Origin of the sequence: Winogradskyella eximia (assembly GCF_003386165.1) — a bacterium.
Taxonomy (GTDB): Bacteria; Bacteroidota; Bacteroidia; order Flavobacteriales; family Flavobacteriaceae; genus Winogradskyella; species Winogradskyella eximia.
On the sequence record NZ_QRDV01000006.1, the window covers coordinates 217,663 to 238,326 of the forward strand.

The window sequence follows — 20,664 nt, forward strand, 5'->3', positions numbered from 1 at the left end:
AGAAGTTAAAAGGATTGAAGGTGAAATCTTAAAATTGTGCCTAAATTAAGCACAAAAAAAAAGCCTATCTAAAAAGACAGGCTCTATTCTTAAAAAGATTGAAAGGTATATAATTATATAACTTTTACATTTACTGCATTTAATCCTTTTTTTCCTTCTGCTAAATCGAATTCTACATTATCTCCTTCTCTAATCTCATCGACTAAACCAGAAATGTGTACAAAATGCTCTTTGTTGTTTCCTTCTTCTGTTATGAATCCAAAACCTTTAGAGTCATTAAAAAATTTTACTGTACCAGTACTCATATTAAAATATATTAAATTAAGGTGCAAATATAATCTAAATAGTTGAATATCAATTATTTTAATGCGCTTATTTTTTATTATATTATTTTATGTTAACTATCTAACCCTTAGTCTGTAATTTGGTTTAAAAGGGTTGATTATATATTATATTCAGATAATGGTTTTGTGAATTTTTCTGGATTCTCTGCTAAATGGTAACGAGGATCGTCAATTGCCTCTATAATGACATCCTTAAATTTAGGATTGGCTTTGTAAAGTAATACTTTACAGTCTTCACTTAAATGCTTTAATTTTATGGTCTTTCCGATAGCTTGATACTTTTCAACTAAAATGAAAATAGCTTCAATAGCCGAATGATCTGAGATTCTCGCTTCAACAAAATCTATCTCTACTATGTCTGGATCGTTTTTAATATCAAATTTTTCGTTAAAAGATGTTATGCTTCCAAAGAATAAAGGTCCCCAAATTTCGTAAGTTTTTGTGCCATCTGTTTTAAAACGTTTTCTGGCTCTAATTCTCTTCGCATTTTCCCATGCAAAAGATAATGCCGAAATAATAACACCAACAAATACCGCAATAGCTAAATCAAAGACCACAGTTACAATGGAAACAATGATAAGTACAATAGCATCAGACATTGGTATTTTTTTCATAATTCGGAAACTAGACCATGCAAAAGTTTCTATAACCATCATAAACATCACACCAACTAAAGCAGCGATTGGCACTTGCTCAATATATTTGTCAGCAAAAAGGATAAAAGTCAACAAAGTTAACGCCATCATCACACCAGACAAACGTCCTCTTCCGCCTGCATTAATGTTAATTACAGTTTGTCCAATCATTCCGCAACCACCAGTTCCTCCAAAGATGCCACTAAGCATGTTTCCACTACCTTGAGCGATACACTCTCTATTGCCATTACCTCTAGAATCTGTTAATTCATCCACGAGATTCATGGTCATAAGTGTTTCAATTAATCCTACAGATGCAGCTAAGAATGCATAAGGCGCTATAAATTTTAAAGTATCTAAGTTAAATGGTAGGTTACTCCAGAGTTCTAAGAGGTTAAGTTTACTAGATAATTCATCAAAACCATTTAAGCCAGCACCTCCGCCATCTCTAATAAAATCTCCAACATTTATAGATTGTAGTCCACCAAAAATAGAGATTAAAGTCACAATTAAAATTGCGGTTAAGGCAGCTGGTAATTTTTTGGTTAATTTAGGTAAGCCCCAAATAATAAACATAGTTAATAGTACAAGACCTATCATTATATAGAGCTTATTGCCTTGCATAATAGATTTAACCACTCCGTTATCTGTTACAGAATAGAAGCCATTATCATTGTAATTGAAAACGACTTTTTTTGTATTAATATCATAAACTTGGTTGTCTGCGATTACAAAAACAGCTTTGTTGGTGTTTTTATTAATTACATTTTCACCTTGTATTAAAAATAATTCAGTGTCAGAGATTAAGTCTCTTACCGTATTATCACTAACTTTATATACGAGTTCTTTAGATTCGGTTTTACGCATGTTTTGTCCAAAAATATCCTTTGTATTTTCTTTAAACATACCTAGTTGCGCCATAAAAATAACAATGGCTAATCCATTAACAAATCCCATCATTACAGGGTGTGGAATTAAACGCACAAACTTTCCAAGTTTAAAAACACCGGCTAGAATTTGAATAATTCCCATTAAAACAACGGCTGCTAGTAAATAGAAATAACCCATGTTCTCTACTGGTGTATCAAACAAAAGACCTTTAGCGTGTCCTTCTTGTATCATGTGAACAAAAATTACAGCAACTGCACCTGCAGCTCCAGAAATTAAACCTGGTCTACCTCCAAAAAGGGCAGAAATAATACCAATTATAAAAGCACCAAAAAGGGCTACAATAGGGCTTATTTGTGCAACAAAAGCAAAAGCTACAACCTCAGGAATCATTGCTAGTGATACAGTTATACCTGCAAGGATGTCATTTTTAGGGTTTTGTGTGATTTTTTTAATGGTATTTTTGCCTAGCATCATAGTTCTTAAAATTAAAAGGCGGCAAAGATAGCCTTTTTGAATTTAACCTAAAAAGCCTGATTTAATTAAACAAAAAAAGCATTGGTTTCCCAATGCTCTTTATTACATGTTTTATTCGCTTATTTTTTTTCTGGTGGAAATTGCATCAGCATTTGTGATACAAATTCTTTAACACGTACTTCTTTCTTTTCAACATTTCTAGTTTCAAGATTCCCAGTTCCAGAGCCTTGCCAGATAAGTTCTTTCTTTTGTGCGTCTATAAGATCAATATATAATACGCCTTCTGTAGTTGTTGTTACTTGGTTGTTGTTCCAGCCAGATCTCCAGCCCCAACCACCATAGCCTCCCCAACCCCAAGCACCATTACCCCAAGCGTTGTTGTAAATATCAACACGTTGATTAGATTTGGTGAATATGCTAACTAGCATATCTGGGTTTTCAGATTTGGTATAACCATTGGCCATTAATTCGGCTTCAATAGCTCTAAGAATACGTCTTTTATCTAGATCGTTAATTTCTGCTTTGTCAATTCCGGGTTTGAAAAATGCAAAAGTTTTGTAGTTGTCAAAATTCGCTTCTCTGTCGTAATCAGTTGCAACTCTTACAGAGCTGCAAGATGTTAATACCAGTAGTAAAATTAAGGCTGGTAATACTTTAAGTGGTTTCATTGAATTTTTCATATCGCTTTTTTTTAAAATTATATATGTTCTAATAAATCATCATCAACAAAATTTGGTAAAGTTACTTTTAAATTAGGTTCTGTTTCCATAGCACGTTTTATTGCAAAAACAGCTCCTTCATTTCTTGCCCAACTTCGTCTTGAAATTCCGTTATTAACATCCCAAAATAGCATCTGTTTTAGACGGTTAGATGCCTCTATAGTACCATCAAGAACCATACCAAATCCACCATTAATGACTTCTCCCCAGCCAACACCTCCACCATTGTGTATGCTTACCCAAGTAGCTCCTCTAAAGCTATCTCCAATAACGTTTTGAATGGCCATATCGGCAGTAAAACGCGAGCCGTCGTAAATGTTGCTAGTTTCTCTATATGGAGAATCTGTTCCAGATACATCATGGTGGTCTCTGCCTAATATAACTGTTCCAATATCTCCATTTGCAATGGCTTTATTAAATGCTTCGGCAATTTTCATTCTACCTTCTGCATCGGCATATAATATTCGGGCTTGTGAGCCTACAACGAGTTTGTTGTTTTGTGCTCCTTTTATCCACTGAATATTATCAGCCATTTGTTGCTGAATTTCTTCAGGAGAATTCTTTTTTATATCCTCTAAAACCTTGCAAGCTATATCATCGGTTTTGGCTAAATCTTCAGGTTTTCCAGATGCGCAAACCCATCTAAATGGACCAAACCCATAATCAAAGCACATAGGTCCCATAATATCTTGAACGTAACTAGGGTATTTAAAATCAATACCATTATCAGCCATAATATCTGCACCAGCACGTGAGGCTTCTAGTAAAAAGGCATTGCCATAATCAAAGAAATACGTACCCTTTGCTGTGTGTTTGTTTATTGCAGCTGTATGTCTGCGTAAGGTTGCTTGTACTTTTTCCTTAAATAAATCAGGTTGGTTTGCCATCATGGTGTTGGCATCTTCAAATGAAATGTCAACCGGATAATAACCACCTGCCCATGGATTGTGTAATGACGTTTGGTCACTACCTAAGTCGATATGAATATTAGCTTCATCAAATTTTTCCCAAACCTCAACGATGTTTCCTAGGTAAGCGATAGAAATGGTTTCTTTTTCGGCTTTAGCTTTATTAACACGACTAACCAATTGATCTAAATCGGTAATTTTTTCATCTATCCAACCTTGGTCGAGTCTTACTTGAGTGATTTTAGGATTTACTTCTGCACACACCGTAATACAACCAGCAATGTTTCCAGCTTTTGGTTGTGCGCCAGACATACCTCCTAATCCTGAGGTTACAAATAAATTGCCTTTAGGCTCTTTTTTTATTTTTCTAAAACCATTAAGGACCGTTATAGTTGTACCATGCACAATACCTTGTGGTCCAATATACATATAGCTACCAGCCGTCATTTGTCCGTATTGTGTTACTCCTAGGGCGTTGAATTTTTCCCAATCATCGGGTTTAGAGTAGTTAGGAATCATCATACCATTTGTAACCACAACTCTAGGTGCTTCTTTATGCGAAGGAAATAAACCCATAGGATGACCAGAATACATGACTAATGTTTGCTCATCATTCATTTCCGCTAAATATTTCATTGTTAAGCGGTATTGTGCCCAATTAGAAAACACTCCACCATTACCACCATAGGTAATGAGCTCGTGTGGGTGTTGTGCAACTGCATAATCCAAGTTATTCTGAATCATTAGCATAATCGCTGCTGCTTGCGTTGATTTTGCAGGATATTCGCTAATTGGTCTCGCATACATTTTATAATCTGGCCTTAAGCGATACATGTAGATACGACCATAGGTGTCTAATTCATTTTTAAATTCTGGTAATAAGGTTTTATGATCCTTCTTATCAAAATAGCGTAACGCATTTCTTAGAGCTAGTTTTTCTTCTTCTTTAGATAGAATTGTTTTGCGTTTTGGGGCGTGGTTGATGTTTGCTTCAAAAGGTTTTTGTTCTGGTAAAGGATTGGGAATGCCTTCTAATATTTGTGCTTTAAATGAGTGTGCTGTGGTTGTATGCATTACTTTTTCTTTAATGTATTTTTATTGGTCTTAAGTAGAGTTGCAGTGTTAAATCCGTATGGGCAATGTCTGCAACCACTTTCGCAGCAATAGCCACGTTTTAAATGGTATTGCTCAGTAAAACAGCGATAACCTTCTGGTGTAAGATAGAAGTCACCGTCTTCTATTGGGACGTATTTTTTCATAGTATAACAAAGATAATGTAATTTGGTGTGATTTTTGAAACGAATAAACTATGATATTGATTTCAAAATATATAGTGCCAAAAGGCTATTTAGGAATTACCATTTTTCCATTTATGGTTTTAAAAACAAAAACTTTAAAAGCCAATAAAGCGCTCATTAATCATGAAAAAATTCATTTAAAGCAACAACTAGAATGGCTCATTCTTCCGTTTTATATAATCTATACGCTAGAATTTTTATTCCGATTAATACAATTTAGAAACTGGGATGTGGCTTATAGAAATATTTCTTTTGAACGCGAAGCTTATACAAACGAAAAAGACCTCGATTATTTAAAATCAAGGCCTAAATTCAATACTTTAAATTATTTTAGAAAATAACTTTCGCTATTTTTTGTTGTCCGTTAACGAGCTTTATTCTTAATAGCAATGTCGCGTTTTTAGGACTAAATTCTGAAATTTGATATCTATCTAAATTAATTGAGTGATTATAAAAAAGTGTGCGCCCTAAAATGTCATAAACATCAATAGATGCAATGGTGCCATGCTCAGAGGTCACTACCAATTGATCGTTTTCTTCAAATACTTTGATGCCAGATATCGTGTCTAAATCTTTTATGCTAAGGTTGTTGTTAGTGTACCTTAAAATAAATCTATCATTATGGACGCCTGCACCAATTGTAAATTGATAAGGTGAAATACGAATATCATGTATAATGTTAAGTGCTGTATCTTCAATATAGATGTTTTGCGTTTCGTTTAAAAATAAACCATCTACAGTATTTATGGTTATGGTGTGGCTGCCTGTTTCATTTGCAATGATTCCTAAAGGTACAGTGTCTTCTTCAGAAAATGGTAAAGCTCTACCCTGTATGGATAACCCTTCATTGTCTAAAATAGAATAAAAACCACTATTGTCTCCACTGCTAAAGTCGTAACCATCATATAAACGGTCAAAACTGTTAGTTGCATTGTGAACATATCCTACCAATATAGAGTTGGTGACATTATTTGGAGATAATAAATCAAACCATATTCTATGTTTTTCGTTATAATTTTGGCTTTCTTCAGTCTCACTATTTCTGGAGAAAACATTGTTATTATAGTTAGGAATCGCTTGTCTCATGCTATTGTTGAATGTAACATTAGATCCAGAGGATGCACTATTGTTCATTAGAACAAAGAACGCTTGACCAGAAGCAATAAATAAATCATTTATGCCTGGAGGATTTGAGCCTGTATTATTGTGCTCTATGTAATCATTATCATCGTAATTATAAACATAGTTTTCGTAAAATGGGTCTATTGCAGAAACAGCTGCTCCGTTATGATCCCATAAGTAAACGGTTCCATTTATATTGGTATTTAAGTTTGTAAATGCATTAGCTGAGATGGCTGAAGGGTAAGGGTTTCCAATTAAATTCCAATTGTCATCTTCGTTTGTTGCTGTATTTCCGACTCCTGCATATGGTCCACCATTATAGCCTCCATGAAATATTTGTCTTGTAAGGACACCATTTTTAGGAACACCACTAAAGAGTGCCGTATTATTTGGCACAGCATAAGCTGTTGTAGGTATGGTGGTTGGTGTGCCTGCTAAACCTTTAACAATATAACCTGCTCCATCTTCCATTGTGCCTGAAGCTCCGTACCAATTGCCATGGTTTCCTACACCATTACCTGCGACTGTAGCTTGCCAATAGTACAATTGTGCTGAGCCTGGAGAAATAGCATTCACTTGAAAGTTATCTACAGGAGAAGACCAATACACATATTCTGATCCTGCAATAGCACTGCCGTCAAAGTTTGGTGAGCGTTGCATATGTATATTTCCGGTATTAGTTGCAGTATCTTCAATTTGAATTAAACTAGCACTACTCTTAAGGTTGAAAATGGCAGAGCCTTGAACATCTAACCATTCCTGAATAATGAGTTCGGTGTTGGTTTCAATTTCTATATAGGCACCATCTAAAAGGGTAACATTTCTCGCTTGTGCTGGTAGTGGAGGAATTGGTGGAGGTGTTTGAAATTTATCTGTAATTGGATAATTAGGAACCAAAGCATTATCTGGAATTTCAATGCAATCATCAATAGTAGGAACTCCTGAAGGTGTCCAATTATTGGCTACATACCAATTAGAGTCTTGGGACCCATTCCACGTTTTACCGTTTCGGGTTATAGATACTGTTTCGGTTTTAATACATCCATTAAGGCCTTCTGCAGTAGCGGTATAAATTTGGGTGCCATTTGGGGCAGCATATACTGTTGCTGCTGGATCTCCATTATAAGGTGTGGTTAGTGAAGCATCTGTAAATAGTCCATTTGTTGGAGACCATATTATGTCACTAGAAGGTATATTCATTTCTCCTTCTAAAGTAATATTATCTATTGCCCAAAATATATCCCAAGCCGCTGTGTACTTAAAGCGTATTTGTAATGTGGTTTGTCCCAAATAAGCAGATAAATCAATGGTGTCTTGAGTAAAATCATCGCTATCACCTTGATCAGTGGTGTATTGTCTTAAAGAGGTTGCGGTCTCCCATGTTGTTCCACCATCGGTTGATATTTCTACTCGTGCATTATCTGTACTGCCAAAATCATTGTAATGGTGATAATAACTTAAGGACGCACTTGTGAAAAATTCTAATGAATACACTGGTGATGTAAGTTCAGTGTTTGTGTTGCCTCCTGAACCTTGATCATCACTATCTGAAAGTATAAAATTTGAGGTGTCATTAGAATTGAATGTATAAATAAATGCGTAATAAGAATCAGGTCTAATCGTCCAAGCAGCATTGGCTGGCGTACCACCAATTGAATTGTTGATTGTAGACCAAGTGCCTGATATGTTATCTGTTAGTCCGCTTTCAAAATCTAGCTCTAAAACTGTCTGGGTTATTGCGCTACTAAATTCTCCACCTGATGCCGTTAATTCAGCATATTGTAAATTGCAACCGGTTGCTCCAATAGGTGTTGGAGTTATGCTTATGGTTACATCACTTGGTTCAGGAAGTATGTTAGCTACAATAGGGATTCTATCAGATTCACAAGTGCCATTATATACAGAGACGTAATACGTTGTTGTACTTGTAATAATAGGTGTTATCCAATCTCCTGTTAAGGTTGTAGCTATTGGTGTTCCGCCTGAAGCTGTTGTGTACCAATAAAAATCTGTTGCTCCCGATGTTGCTGTAGCGTTTAAATCTATTGTGCCTTCTCCACAGTTTTCGCCATCTGTAGTAGCAGTTATATAGTCGTCACATAATGATATGCACGTAATATCAGCAGCCCAACCACTTAATTGATAAGATCCATCACTATCAAATACAAAAGTTAAGGCTCCTGAAGGATCGGTAGATGTAAACGGACCCGGAATTACTGAACCTGTAAATATTCCAATTAAAGGATAGGTGTCATCAGGACCATCATAGACATATAGATCATCATACCCATCTTCAATATTAAAAGCCGTAAAGGTCACGACTACAATATCTCCCGGAAAATCTGGAAAAAAAGTGGTGGTTTCTAATTCAGATGGTGAGTAATTTCCACTTGAGCCACCACTATCATAAAATGTACTACCACAATCTGGCAGAGGTACGCAAGTTATATCAGCGGACCAACCGTTATTTTGAATCGAACCATTACTGGTAAAGACGAAGGTAAGCGCACCTGTAGTTAAATCGGAAGATGTAAAAGCACCAGGAATTGTTGTTCCCGAGAACGCACCCAATAAAGGATAGGTGGCATCAGGACCATCATAAATAGTTAAGATATCAGTGCCATTTTGGGTATTAAATGCTGTAAAGGTAGTTGTAACTAAGTAACCAGCAGTGTCTGGGTAATAGGTGGTTGTGGTTGTTTCGTTTGCAGCGTAATTTCCACCTGCTCCACCACTGTCGTAAACTGTACTGCCACAAACAGGTGTGCTACAAGTTAAATTAGCTTCCCAGCCACTGTATTCAACAGAGCCATCGCTATCAAACACAAAGGTTAAAGCACCTGAAGCATCTGTAGATGTAAAAGGACCCGGAATTGTTGTACCTGAAAATACACCAATAAGTGGATAACTATCATCAGGTCCATCATAAACGTAAAGATCATCTATAAATTCAGTATAAAACGCAGTAAATGTAGCTGTTACAACATCGCCAGGAGTATCAGGAAAAAATGTGGTGGTTTCTAATTCATTAGAGATATAATCTCCACTTGGTCCTCCACTATCATAAAATGTATTACCGCACGTTGGTGGTGTGAAACAGGTGATGTCAGCTGCCCATCCACTGCTTTGTATGCTATTGTTGCTCGTGAATACAAATGTAAGTGCTCCAGAATAGTCAGTAGACGTAAAAGGGCCTGGAATAGTAGAGCCAGAATACGTTCCAATTATAGGATAGGTGGTATTAGGACCATCATAAACAGTTAATACATCATTACCGCTTTCGGTATTAAATGCTGTAAATGTTACGGTTATAATATCGCCAGGAGTATCTGGAAAAATGTTTACCACTTGCGATTCGTTTGCCACATAGTTGCCTCCTGCACCACCATTATCATAAAATGTTTCACCACAAGATGGTGGTGCTGGTGGAGGGTCGCAAGTGATATCGGCTTCCCAGCCTGTACCAACATTGCTATCGTTGTCGCTTATAAATTCAAAAGTTATAGCTCCTGTAGGATTTCCTGCAACACTTGATGTGAATATGGCAGGCAGTCCTGATACTGTACCCAAAACAGGGTAGCTATTATCAGGGCCGTTATATACGGTTAACACATCTCCTGCATCCGGAATGTCAACAACTGTAAAATCTACAGTGACCGTTCCTCCTGCAAAATAAGGAGTTATCGTTGTGGTTTCATCACCGGCATAATTATTAGTAGTTCCGCCTGCATCAATATATACATTACCACATACAGGTAAGGATAAACAGGAAGTGGTGCCACCACCTCCACTTTGCTGAAAGTTAATAATCCCTTCATCACCATCAAAATTAGTTATTAATACTACATAAACTTGTCCGGGTAATGCATTTAAAATGGACATTAATTCTGTTGGAGCAATATCAAAACTACAGTCCGTTATAATATCTGTGGCATAAGGGTAAAATGTTGGATCTGTGGTGTTGTTTGGGCAGGCAGCGCAATCTGTATAACTAATGTTTGTATTGGCATCATTAATATCGGTAAACGGTCCCCAAGCAATAAAATCGACATCGATAGGGTTGCCAAAAAGATCTTCTTGGTCGATATCAAAATACAAATCTCCTGGTTGATCAATAACCATATAGAAATAACTGGCATTAGGTATAGAGCCTAAACATCCAACAGGTGTAAAGTCTGTACCACCATACACATTATTAAAAGTTAATTGTGAATTACCAGAACAAAACTGTTCAGCACTTAAGATATCTGTGCCTTGAGAAAATGACCAATTAATAGCCATAAATAGTGTGAGTATGAGTATTGTTTTTTTCATAGTGTTTAGTATTATGCGCTATTAATAATTACAAAAAACTAATGAATTGCCATTCGGTTTCAGTGGTGCAGTTGGTCTCGGTATCTATAATGACGGCTTGCCATTTAAAGCATTTAGCATTTAGGTCTCTATAGGTTATGGTGAGGTCTCCAATGCTATTTTTAGAAATATCCGAAATCTTAAAAATTTTGATTTGCCCTCTAATTTTCCCATCCAAGCCATTCCAGCAACTGCTTAATGGTTGTACTTCTATAGCCGCTTCTAGATGTTCTTTATGAGGTGTTTGAGAGAAATCCCAAGAAATGAGAGTTTCATTTACGGGTTCATTTGGTTTTGGGACACTTTGGCCTATAATGGTAAAATGCTCTACACAATTATTTGAGCTTGTGTTGGTTTGTTGCCCAGAAGCTGGAGCGCACATAAAAGCGAGTAAAAAATAAAGTAAAATTTTAATCATATAACCTCTGTATTTGGATGAGACTGTACCATAAATGTCACAGTTTGTGCTCTAGTAGAGGTTATTTGTAAAATGTAGATTTTGAGGGCTTTGATTCTTAAATGTAAGAAAAATTATAGATTTTAACGTTTTTTCAAGGATTAATTTAAAATTTTTGATAAAATATTGAAAAAACCGAATGATGATAACGTTAAATTTGGTATTACCCTCTTTTTCAGAGGATATGGTTGTGGTGTTTTGGTTTTAAAATAATTCTATTTAGTCTCATAATTAGAGGTTTAGTAGTGGAAAATATTGAAAGCTACTTTTCTGTTTTAAAGGTCTTCTTTGTTTTGTGATACATTGATGTATAAAAAAAGACCTTAATGATTTAGATTAAGGTCTTTTTAAAAGTATTTAAAACTGATAATTAGAATATCATTTTCGCTATTTTTTGCTGTCCGTTAACCAATTTTACTTTTACTATTAAAGTTGCATTGTTAGGGCTAATGTCATTAATGGTAAAACGATCTGAGTTAATAGAACGCTTATTAAATAATGTGCGTCCTAGCATATCATATACTTCAATAGATGCAATAGTTTCACGTGTTGAGGTGACTACTATAGTTTCGTTTTCTTCATACACTTTAATACCATTATCTAGTTCAAAATCGTCTACGCTTAAGGTGCTTGCTCTATAGGTTAAAATAAATCTATCGTTTATTATACCAATTTCACTTGTAAATAGATAAGGTGCACTATTCAAATTATGTGTAATACCAGTGGTGGCATCTTCAATATATATGTGCTGTTCTGTATTAGAAAATAAGCCTTCTAACGTATTAATAGCTATGGTTTGCATGCCAGCTTCAGTAACGTTAATACCTAAAGGTACTCGGTCTGTATCTACAAATGGAGTTTGCCTTCCTTGAATAAGATACGCATCATCCTCTATCATAGAATACAGGTTTAAACCTGCTCCTCTAGTGTGTTTGGCATCAAACGAGCGGTCTCTTTCATTAGTGGCTCCATCAATATAACCAATTAAAGTAGTATTAGTGTTACCAGAAGGATTAATAAAATCTAACCAAATTCTATGTTTATCTTCTGTATTTGCTTCAGTGTTTTCTACTGTAGATGTATCTGCACTTCTATAAAATTGATCATTTCTATTACCTGCATTTCTCATATAATTTTCGAAATATACAGTTTCAGTAGTGTTTGCTGAGAAGTCTGTCATTAATACAAAAAAGCCTTGACCAGAAGCCACAAAACCTTTGTAAGGAGTTGGTAGAGAATTACCAGTAGCATTAACCGCTAAGTAATCTGCATTACTGTAGCTATAAGTGAACTCGTCGTAAAAAGATTGCCCATTGGTACCTATATCTGTATTATGTGTCCATATGTACGCCGTACCATCAATAAAACTACTATGAGCCGGATGGTATAAAAAATCTTCTAAGTGTAAAGCAGAAGGGTATGGGTTTCCTATAAAATTCCAATTATCATCCTCACTAGTTACGTTAAGGCTAGTTGCAGCATATGGTATATAACTGTAGGGTGCTCCTGTATAATCTCCTTTACCAATGGTTTGTGCAATTGAACCATTATTTGGTGTTCCAGAAAACACAGCGGTTAGTGGTGCTGGTGTTGCTCCATGGCCTGTAGGTGCTTTTATAGCATACCCTTTACCAGGTGACATGACGCCTGTATTCGCAGCTTGCCAATCTCCATAATCATTAGGATTATTATCTGGTGGAGGTCCAGGTGCACGTGTGCCTACAGTTGGTAACCATTCATATTTAAAGCCATTGGGTGTACCTGGTGATACATTTTCTATATTAAATGCTGTTACTGGAGACGACCAATATACATAGTCATTTTCTCTAACGGTTGCTGTTCTAGCAATTTGAAACGTACCATTAACTGTATTTGCCACATCGTTTATTTGCACTAAGCTAGCGCTATCATCTATGGAGTAGGTTCCTCCAGCTTCTACTGTTACCGCATCTGTTATGGTTAATGATGAGTTAGAAGCTTGTGCCAATAAGCCACCACTTTGTACAATAAGTCTATTACCTAAACCATCTATACCTGTATTAATAACAGGTGCATTGGCTACGTTAGGTACTACCACACAATCTGTATCGTCTGGTATACCTGATGGTGACCAGTTTCCTGCTGTGTTCCAATCGGAGTCAATAGCACCAGTCCAAACTTTTCCGATAATAAAATTAGCTGGTGTTCTTACTGTTGGTGATGTGGCACATGCAGCCCAATAGGTGTAAATCCCTGTTGTATTTGAGTCTGGTAATCCAGAACCTGCAACACCTACCGGATCAAAATCAACACCTGAGAAAATTGGTGAGCCTCCTGATGCAGAAGTGTACCAATCCATAGAGCCAACTATAGGACCCAGTAACGACCCAGGACCTGCAATATTCCATGTATAAGAACCTGTATGTGTTGTGTCAAAAGAACTACTCCATTTTGTGGTAATTAAAGTATAATTAATTCCTGCGGTTAGGTTAACCACAAGTTGAGGTTCTAAGCTAGGGCCAGAATCATCATCCCCTAAAATCCATGTGCCAGTGGCGCAAGAACCTGGTGTAAAAGTACCATCATTAACCACTATGTATGCCATAGCATCAAAATCTGGTGTGGGCGCATCCATTTCAAATGTGTAACTACCTGTAACATCTACAGAAAAATCTATTGCATCGTAATTAGATGTTTGCGATTTAAATGCACAAGTTGCAGAAGAACCAGCACTTAATGTTGGTAAATCTGGTTGCGCAGCAACTGGGTCTGTGGCTGCGTCCATAGCACCATTTAATTGTGTGCCTAAATTAACCGGAGCAGCACATGCAGAAGAGGTTGCTGTTAGGTAATTTGGACCAAGGTCTCCTGGACAAATTGAAACATCTGTTGTTGTAGGTGGACTTACCAATGTTGAAAAGGATTCTGGACCAAACCAATTACCAGTACCGCCAAAACTTGTATCACAAATAGATCTTACCCAAACATAGTACGTAGTACCGTCTGCAAGACCAGTTAAGTTGGCTGTTGTAGTTACATTATTAGTAGTGCCTGTTGCTATTTGGTTAGCAAGAGGTACATTAGTGTTTGTTGTTACAAAATATTCATAACCTATACTTGGTATTGGTGAGGCAGCTGTCCAGCCAATAGTAGCAGTTGTAAAGTCTATAGTAGAAATCGTAATGGCAGAAGGATCGTTGACACACGTAGTATTAGCTACTCTTAGTGTATAATCTTCTGCTTCACCATTAGTTATTGCACTACAAGAATTTGGATCTATGGCGTTGTAATTTGCTCTTATACGCATTCTGTAATCACCAGGTGTTGTTGCAGGTGGTACCACAAAATCGGCATCAACGTTTGTGACGTAAGCACCAGAAGCATATACTTTTTCTCCAGCATCTGTAAATACACCGTTGTTGTTAAAATCTACCCAAATATTAAATCCATAAGTTGAAAAGACACCTTGAAACTCGGCTATAAAATCTACTACACCACCAGGGAACTGTTCTACAATTTCTGTTGCAGTATTGTCTTCGTAACCTGATGCAGCTAAACCAGAACCTAAATTAGAAATGTCTAAAGCTGCTCCGCCTACATTGGTATAGAAATCCTCTATCCAATACGATGTACCACTAGAACTCGGTGTGCAATAAGATATTATAGTTTGTGTTACAATGCTAATATTATCTATAGCTGCAGGTGTAGTGCCAGTTGATGTATTGTTATTTCTCCATTCAAAGACGAGTTGTGCAGTAGTGCCAGCATAAGTACTTGGGATGGTTATTGTGGTGTTTGTCCAAGTTGCTTGCGAATTATAATCTACACCAAGTTGTACGCTTCCTGCAGGCACTGTAGCTGTAATGGAGCCATATCCTATAGCGGAACCACCTGGTACCAGCCAAACTCTTAAATAATCTTCTCCATCACCAACTCCTTTCCAGTCAAAATTTAACGTAATATCATTTTCTGGTGCAGGAAATGTTACGTCACGATAAATCTTTGGGCTGTTAGGATCTTGACTCGTAGCTCCATAAGAATAGGGAGGAATTGGTGCACTAAGATTGTTAGTGATATAAGCACTCGCACCTGTTGGGCTGGCAGCTGCAGTGTTTAGCGCCCACTTACTCCATGTATTGAAAGGCAATATGGGTGGAAGACCTGTAGGTCCATTTTCAAGTGTCCATCCATTAGCTGCGAAATCTGCACCGTTCTCAAAACCACCATCTCCTGCTGGATCAATAAGTGTTGTTTGAGCGTTAATTAAAGTACCAAATATTATTGCAAAAGCAAAGAGTATTTTTTTAAGCATGTATTCTATTTTTTAATGTAGGGTTAAATAATATTAGGATACGCTTAGACATCCTTTTTTGTAATCTGAATTATTAATTAATTATGCCATTTTCAGTACGTTAACTTAGAGTAAATGTTACCCTGTTGTTAAGCAACTGTTAAGGAGTTAAAATAGAATTATTCTAGGTTTTTTAATTGATTCTTAATTTATTCTCGACAAAACTCAAAAAACGCTGGTTAAAAGTGTGGTTTTTGTAGTGTTTAATTGTGTTATTGGTAAGGTAATTGCTAAAATTTCAACTTTTTATATTAAAAATTTCATCGGTTATTAACGAAAAAGTAATGTTAGAAGGTTCTTGTTTTGTAGGAAATATAAACACCGCTTTTTGGTGTTTAGAGTTGTTTGAAGTCTACTAAATGGCTTATAAGTTTAATATAAAAACATAAGCCTAAAATGGAGTTGTAAAACAACAAAAAGTCCTAACGTTTTATTGTTAGGACTTTTGCTTTATGCTTAAGACTAAGTCTTAGTATTTATTTGAATGTTTAAGGTTGTTTTACCATCACTTTTTTAGATAGTGTGCCACCATTGGCTAGAGATACTGTTACCACATAAGTACCACTACTTAAGTTGTTGGTTGGGTAGCTGTAGTTGATGTTCTCTACATTTAATTTTTTGTGAATTAAACGGCCTGTGATATCAAAAAGTTCAAAGGTTTTAATAAAGCTTTGTGTAGAGGTCGCTTCAATCGTTTGGCTTAACGCTCTAATATCTACATTAGTCATTATTTCTTGATCGGCAATACTTAATGTTTCTGAAGTAAATCTTAGTAAAAATCGTTCTTTAAACACACCCAAGTCTGTTGTGAAAATGTATGGGTTTGCTTTTAAATCGTGTATAATATTAAGTTCAGTATCTTCTAAATAAATATTTTGATCAGAGTAGGCAAATAAACCATCTACAGTGTTAAGTGCAATAGTAAACTGGCCTTGTGCAGGTGCTTGGTATCCTAAAGGAATAATATCTGCATCATCAAAAGGTAACGCTTTACCGTTAATGGTAAGTTTGTTTTCCTTTTCTGTATCATTTAAGATAGAATAAAACTGGTAGTTGGTATCGTTTAATAAATATCCATCAAATAATCTATCAATTTCATCAGTTGCGCCAGAAGCATAACCCACTAATACAGATAACGCTTTGTCATTGCTATCAATTAGGTCTAACCAAATTCTGTGTTTTTCTTCGGCAACAGTTTCGGTGACTGTGTTTTCGTTTGTGCCTCTGTAGAACTCATCATTTGCATATACGCCTCTCATACCATTGTTAAATACAATACCACTTGGTCTTGGTGAAGAGTGCAGAAGCTGTACAAAAAAGCCTTGGCCAGATGCAATATAACCGTTAAAGCCAGGAGGTGTAGAACCTAAACTATTGGCACTTAGATAATCGTTTTCAGAATAATTATATTGAAAACCTTCATAAAAAGGGTCATCTACACTTGTACTTGGTGCTGCTGTATGTCTCCAGAAATAAAGTGTACCATCAATATATGGATTTGCACTAGTAAAGGCTGTTAACGAAATAGCAGAAGGGTATGGATTACCCATTAAATTCCAGTTATCATCTTCAGCATTAGATGTGTTACCAATACCAGCATAATTTCCACCATTATAAGTACCTCTAGTAATGTAGTGTGTAATTTGACCGTTGTTAAGTTTACCTTCAAATTCAGCATTGTCGGTTAAAGGAGTACCTTCTAAATCTCTAATGGCATAACCTTGTCCTAGAGCCATATTGCCAGAAGCATAGGTCCATTCTCCATGTTTACCAGCGCTACCATTATCTACAGTAGGTATCCATTCAAAAATGCTGTAATATGGTGTACTTGGTGAAACATTTGATACATCAAAAGTTTCTACAGGAGTTGACCAATACACGTAATCGAAATTGTTTAATGCCGCAACTTCGCGTTGTACTCTAGCCGAACCTGTATTTTGGTTGGTAGCAACGTCTTTAATTTGGATAACACTAGCGCTATCGTTGATTTCAAAATCACCTGTTGGTTTAATAATTATAACATCTTCTATGGTTAAAGTAGAGTTAGATTGTTGGGTTAAAACAGCTCCATCTTCAATTTCTAAATTATAACCGAGACCGTCAGTGCTGCCTTGTATTACAGGATCATTTCCGGTAACAGGTATTAAAATACAATCTGAAGCTACAGGAACACCTACAGGAGTCCAGTTATTTGCGTTTTCCCAAGCTGTACTTTGCGAACCGTTCCAAGTTTTTTGACCATCTACAGTTACTGTTGTACTATTGCTTTCTTTGATGACGTCTCCATTACATAATGTGTAAGTTACTTCAGCGAAATAGGTTGTAGTAGTTGAAGGAGTCACGGTAATTTGATTATCATTATTAGGATCTGGAATTACAATACCATCAGCTATTGGACCTTCGTACCATTTTAATTCTGTAATAGCTGGCCCACTTGGTACAAATCTCCAGGCTTCGTTAGTTGCCGTCCAGTTAGGGTCTAGTGTGTTTCTTCCAGGCGCTACAGTTGCAGAACCAGAATCTTTTTGAATTCCAATTGCAGCGTTTCCATCATTCCACGGATCACTTCCAAAATTTGGGGAACCCGCTGCGTCAATATTTTTATCTTTGATATAGACCTCTATAATATTTGTGTTTTCATAGAACACAATCATACCAGAGTATAAAATAGAATTATCATAAAACATAGGTACGTCTGACCAAGCAGCAACTAAAGCTTGACAGCCTGAATCTAAATTGATGAGCTGATATCCAATTTCACCGCCAACACTTGGGTCAACGTCATGATGAGCTCCATAAATAGATGGGCCAAAATAGTAGTCTGAACCGCTATTACCTGCATTTTTTGTGTTAGGGATATCTCTTGTTGTTCTCCATCCAGAAGGGCTATTTTCTAATCTATCAGCATCAAATGAGATAACACCATTAGACCCAATAACTATTGAAGAATAAGTATTGCCATAAAAACAAAAGTTAAAAGGTAATGTGATTTCTGGTGACCAAACATCATCTTGATTTACACTTACCGCGTTTTCTAAACAACTAAATTGGAAAGGTGGATTGTACGGAATAGATTCTACATTATAGCTAGAAGTGTCTCCTAATTCTAAATAATTGGCCTCAATTGTAGTCTCAGGAATAGAACAGGCTACAGGTGGTGGAGCTGTACTGCCAAGCCCTAAGCCTCCAAGCTGAACAAAAGGACAGCCTAAATCTGATGTTCCATTGGCATAAGAAATAGAACAAGGTGCAGTAACAGTTAAGGTGTAATCTTCTGCTTCACCACCAGAACTACTAATAGAACATGGACTTGGGGTTCTGTCTCCCCAATCTGCTACAATTCTCATTCTATAACTTCCCACAGCAGTTGCAGCTGGTATTGTAAATGATGAGCTAATTGGGTCGCCGTAAAAACCACTAAGATAGACTTGCTCGCCTGTATCTGAAAAATCACCATCATTATTAAAATCTACCCATATACCCAAACCAAAAGTACCGCCATTAAAGTTTGCTGAGAAATTTATACTTGAGTTGGCATATTGGCTAACGGATAAACTTGTGAAATTTCCATAGCCGCCAGATGAATATCCAGAGCTTAGATTGGAAATATTGTTAAACCCTCCAGTCGTAGAAAAGTCATTTATGTATCTTGAACTGTCAGTAGCACTTGGTGTACAGTACCAATCAGTAGTTTCGTCACCCGTTAAAGGGTTTGTAACTAAGTAATCTGGTCCTCCGCTACAACTTTCATTAAACGAATATATATAAAAGTAATACGTAGTGTTAGGATCTAATCCAGAAACACTGAATGAGGTGTTGTTATCTGTATCAGCAACCGTATAATCAGAAAAAGTTGAGCCAATGGTATAGGTCGTTGCGTCACTAATCGTTGGAGGAGTACTGTTGGTGCTATAGATAACTAAATAGCTGTCTGGTGAGCTCGTTGCAGCTGTAAAACTTCCATCTAAAGAAGAGTTGTCAATGTTACTAAATGTTAGGTTTGTTGGTTGATTAGAAGGTTCTGTACATGGTGGTATACTTAATACGGTTAAAATATAATCTTCTGCTTCTCCTATAAACGAACTATTACACGAAGACGGTGTACTGTCGTTCCAGTCGGCTACAATTCTCATTCTATAGTCACCAGGTGGTGTTGCTGTTGGAATTGTAAAACTGCCATTTATAGGATCGTAATAGCCATTATTAAATTGTGTTTCGTTAGCATCATTAAAGTCTCCATCGTTGTTATAATCTACCCATACACCAACTCCAAATCCTGAAGAAAACCAAGAGCCATCAATAAAGTTGGCGTAAAAGTCTATACTTGAGCCAGCATATTGACTTACTGATAAATTTATGTAATTGCCATATCCACTAGTAGAATAGCCAGTATTGTCGTTTGTGATATTAGTGACACCTCCAGATGTAGAAAAATCATCTATATGATAAGATGAATTTGTTCCATTAGGAATACAATATAATCCGGCTACTCCAGTAATATTTATATCATCTACATAAATATAATCTGAGTTTCCACTGGCGTCACAACGAATTCTAAATCTTGAGCTGGTGCTAAAAGCATAATCTGCAGATGCTATTGTTATAGATGGATTGTAAATTACATTGTTATTATAACCAGCACCGATTACATAATTCCCTATTTCAACATAACCGCTACCATTGTCAAACTCTACAAAAAAGTCTTCCCCATTTTCCATGCTATTAGCATAGAACAAGAAATCAATGGTTACTGAAGAGTAAGAAGCTAAGTTGATATCATCTGTATAAATAGAAGAATCTTCACCAGAGTTATCTCTAAGTTGGATGTTTCTAATACCGTTTAGTAGTGTGCTACTTACACGATCTGCGTCACCTCCTCCGTCATTCCAGGTGCCAAAATTTCCTTCGAAACTATCAAATATAGGTAATTGAGCGTGTACGCTATTACTGCTTAATAGAAATCCAAAAAATAGTAATGAAACAAATAAATTTGTATTGAATTTTGCGAAAAAATTAAATCGATTACATAAAAGAGAACGTAAAATATTCTTCATAATAAGTAGGGTTTTTTAACTAAAAATATCATTAATAGACATTGATAATTAGCTTAATCTATGGGTTAATTTGGACTAA

10 protein-coding genes are annotated in these 20,664 nt (G+C 36.2%); 1 reads left to right on the plus strand and 9 read right to left on the minus strand.

Features of this window, described 5'->3' with window-relative positions:
* Window positions 1-113: 113 nt before the first annotated feature.
* The 5 genes from DFQ10_RS13520 to DFQ10_RS13540 form a co-directional block, all read right to left on the minus strand.
* Window positions 114-305, minus strand: coding sequence for a cold-shock protein (locus tag DFQ10_RS13520; protein WP_020895249.1), 192 nt, complete (start codon window positions 303-305; stop codon window positions 114-116).
* A gap of 137 nt (window positions 306-442) precedes the next feature.
* Window positions 443-2,344: a SulP family inorganic anion transporter gene (locus DFQ10_RS13525; protein ID WP_245940711.1), complete on the minus strand. Its 1,902-nt coding sequence runs from the start codon at window positions 2,342-2,344 to the stop codon at window positions 443-445.
* 119 nt (window positions 2,345-2,463) lie between these two features.
* On the minus strand, window positions 2,464-3,012 hold the full coding sequence (locus DFQ10_RS13530) for a DUF4136 domain-containing protein (protein ID WP_115818011.1): 549 nt from the start codon (window positions 3,010-3,012) through the stop codon (window positions 2,464-2,466).
* Between the two features lie 29 nt (window positions 3,013-3,041).
* The gene (locus DFQ10_RS13535) at window positions 3,042-5,045 is read right to left on the minus strand and encodes a urocanate hydratase (RefSeq protein WP_115817966.1); all 2,004 of its coding nucleotides are present in this window, start codon (window positions 5,043-5,045) and stop codon (window positions 3,042-3,044) included.
* Entirely contained in the window at window positions 5,045-5,230 is a 186-nt protein-coding gene (locus DFQ10_RS13540) for a DUF5522 domain-containing protein (protein ID WP_115817967.1), read from the minus strand. The genes DFQ10_RS13535 and DFQ10_RS13540 overlap by 1 nt, the downstream gene beginning before the upstream one ends.
* A 50-nt stretch (window positions 5,231-5,280) precedes the next feature.
* Here DFQ10_RS13540 and DFQ10_RS13545 point away from each other — a divergent pair, with 50 nt between their 5' ends.
* Window positions 5,281-5,610, plus strand: coding sequence for a hypothetical protein (locus tag DFQ10_RS13545; RefSeq protein WP_115817968.1), 330 nt, complete (start codon window positions 5,281-5,283; stop codon window positions 5,608-5,610).
* Here the strand turns inward: DFQ10_RS13545 and DFQ10_RS13550 are convergent.
* The 4 genes from DFQ10_RS13550 to DFQ10_RS13565 form a co-directional block, all read right to left on the minus strand.
* Entirely contained in the window at window positions 5,600-10,705 is a 5,106-nt protein-coding gene (locus tag DFQ10_RS13550) for a CUB domain-containing protein (protein ID WP_115817969.1), read from the minus strand. The genes DFQ10_RS13545 and DFQ10_RS13550 overlap by 11 nt on opposite strands.
* Before the next feature lie 28 nt (window positions 10,706-10,733).
* Window positions 10,734-11,162 (minus strand): hypothetical protein, encoded by a 429-nt coding sequence (locus tag DFQ10_RS13555; RefSeq protein ID WP_147299224.1) that lies wholly within the window; start codon window positions 11,160-11,162, stop codon window positions 10,734-10,736.
* A gap of 409 nt (window positions 11,163-11,571) precedes the next feature.
* Window positions 11,572-15,492 carry a GEVED domain-containing protein gene (locus tag DFQ10_RS13560; protein WP_115817971.1) on the minus strand — a complete coding sequence of 1,307 codons (3,921 nt, stop codon included), beginning with the start codon at window positions 15,490-15,492 and terminating at the stop codon, window positions 11,572-11,574.
* 527 nt (window positions 15,493-16,019) lie between these two features.
* Window positions 16,020-20,585, minus strand: a complete 4,566-nt coding sequence (locus DFQ10_RS13565; RefSeq protein ID WP_115817972.1) for a GEVED domain-containing protein — start codon at window positions 20,583-20,585, stop codon at window positions 16,020-16,022.
* Window positions 20,586-20,664: the final 79 nt, after the last annotated feature.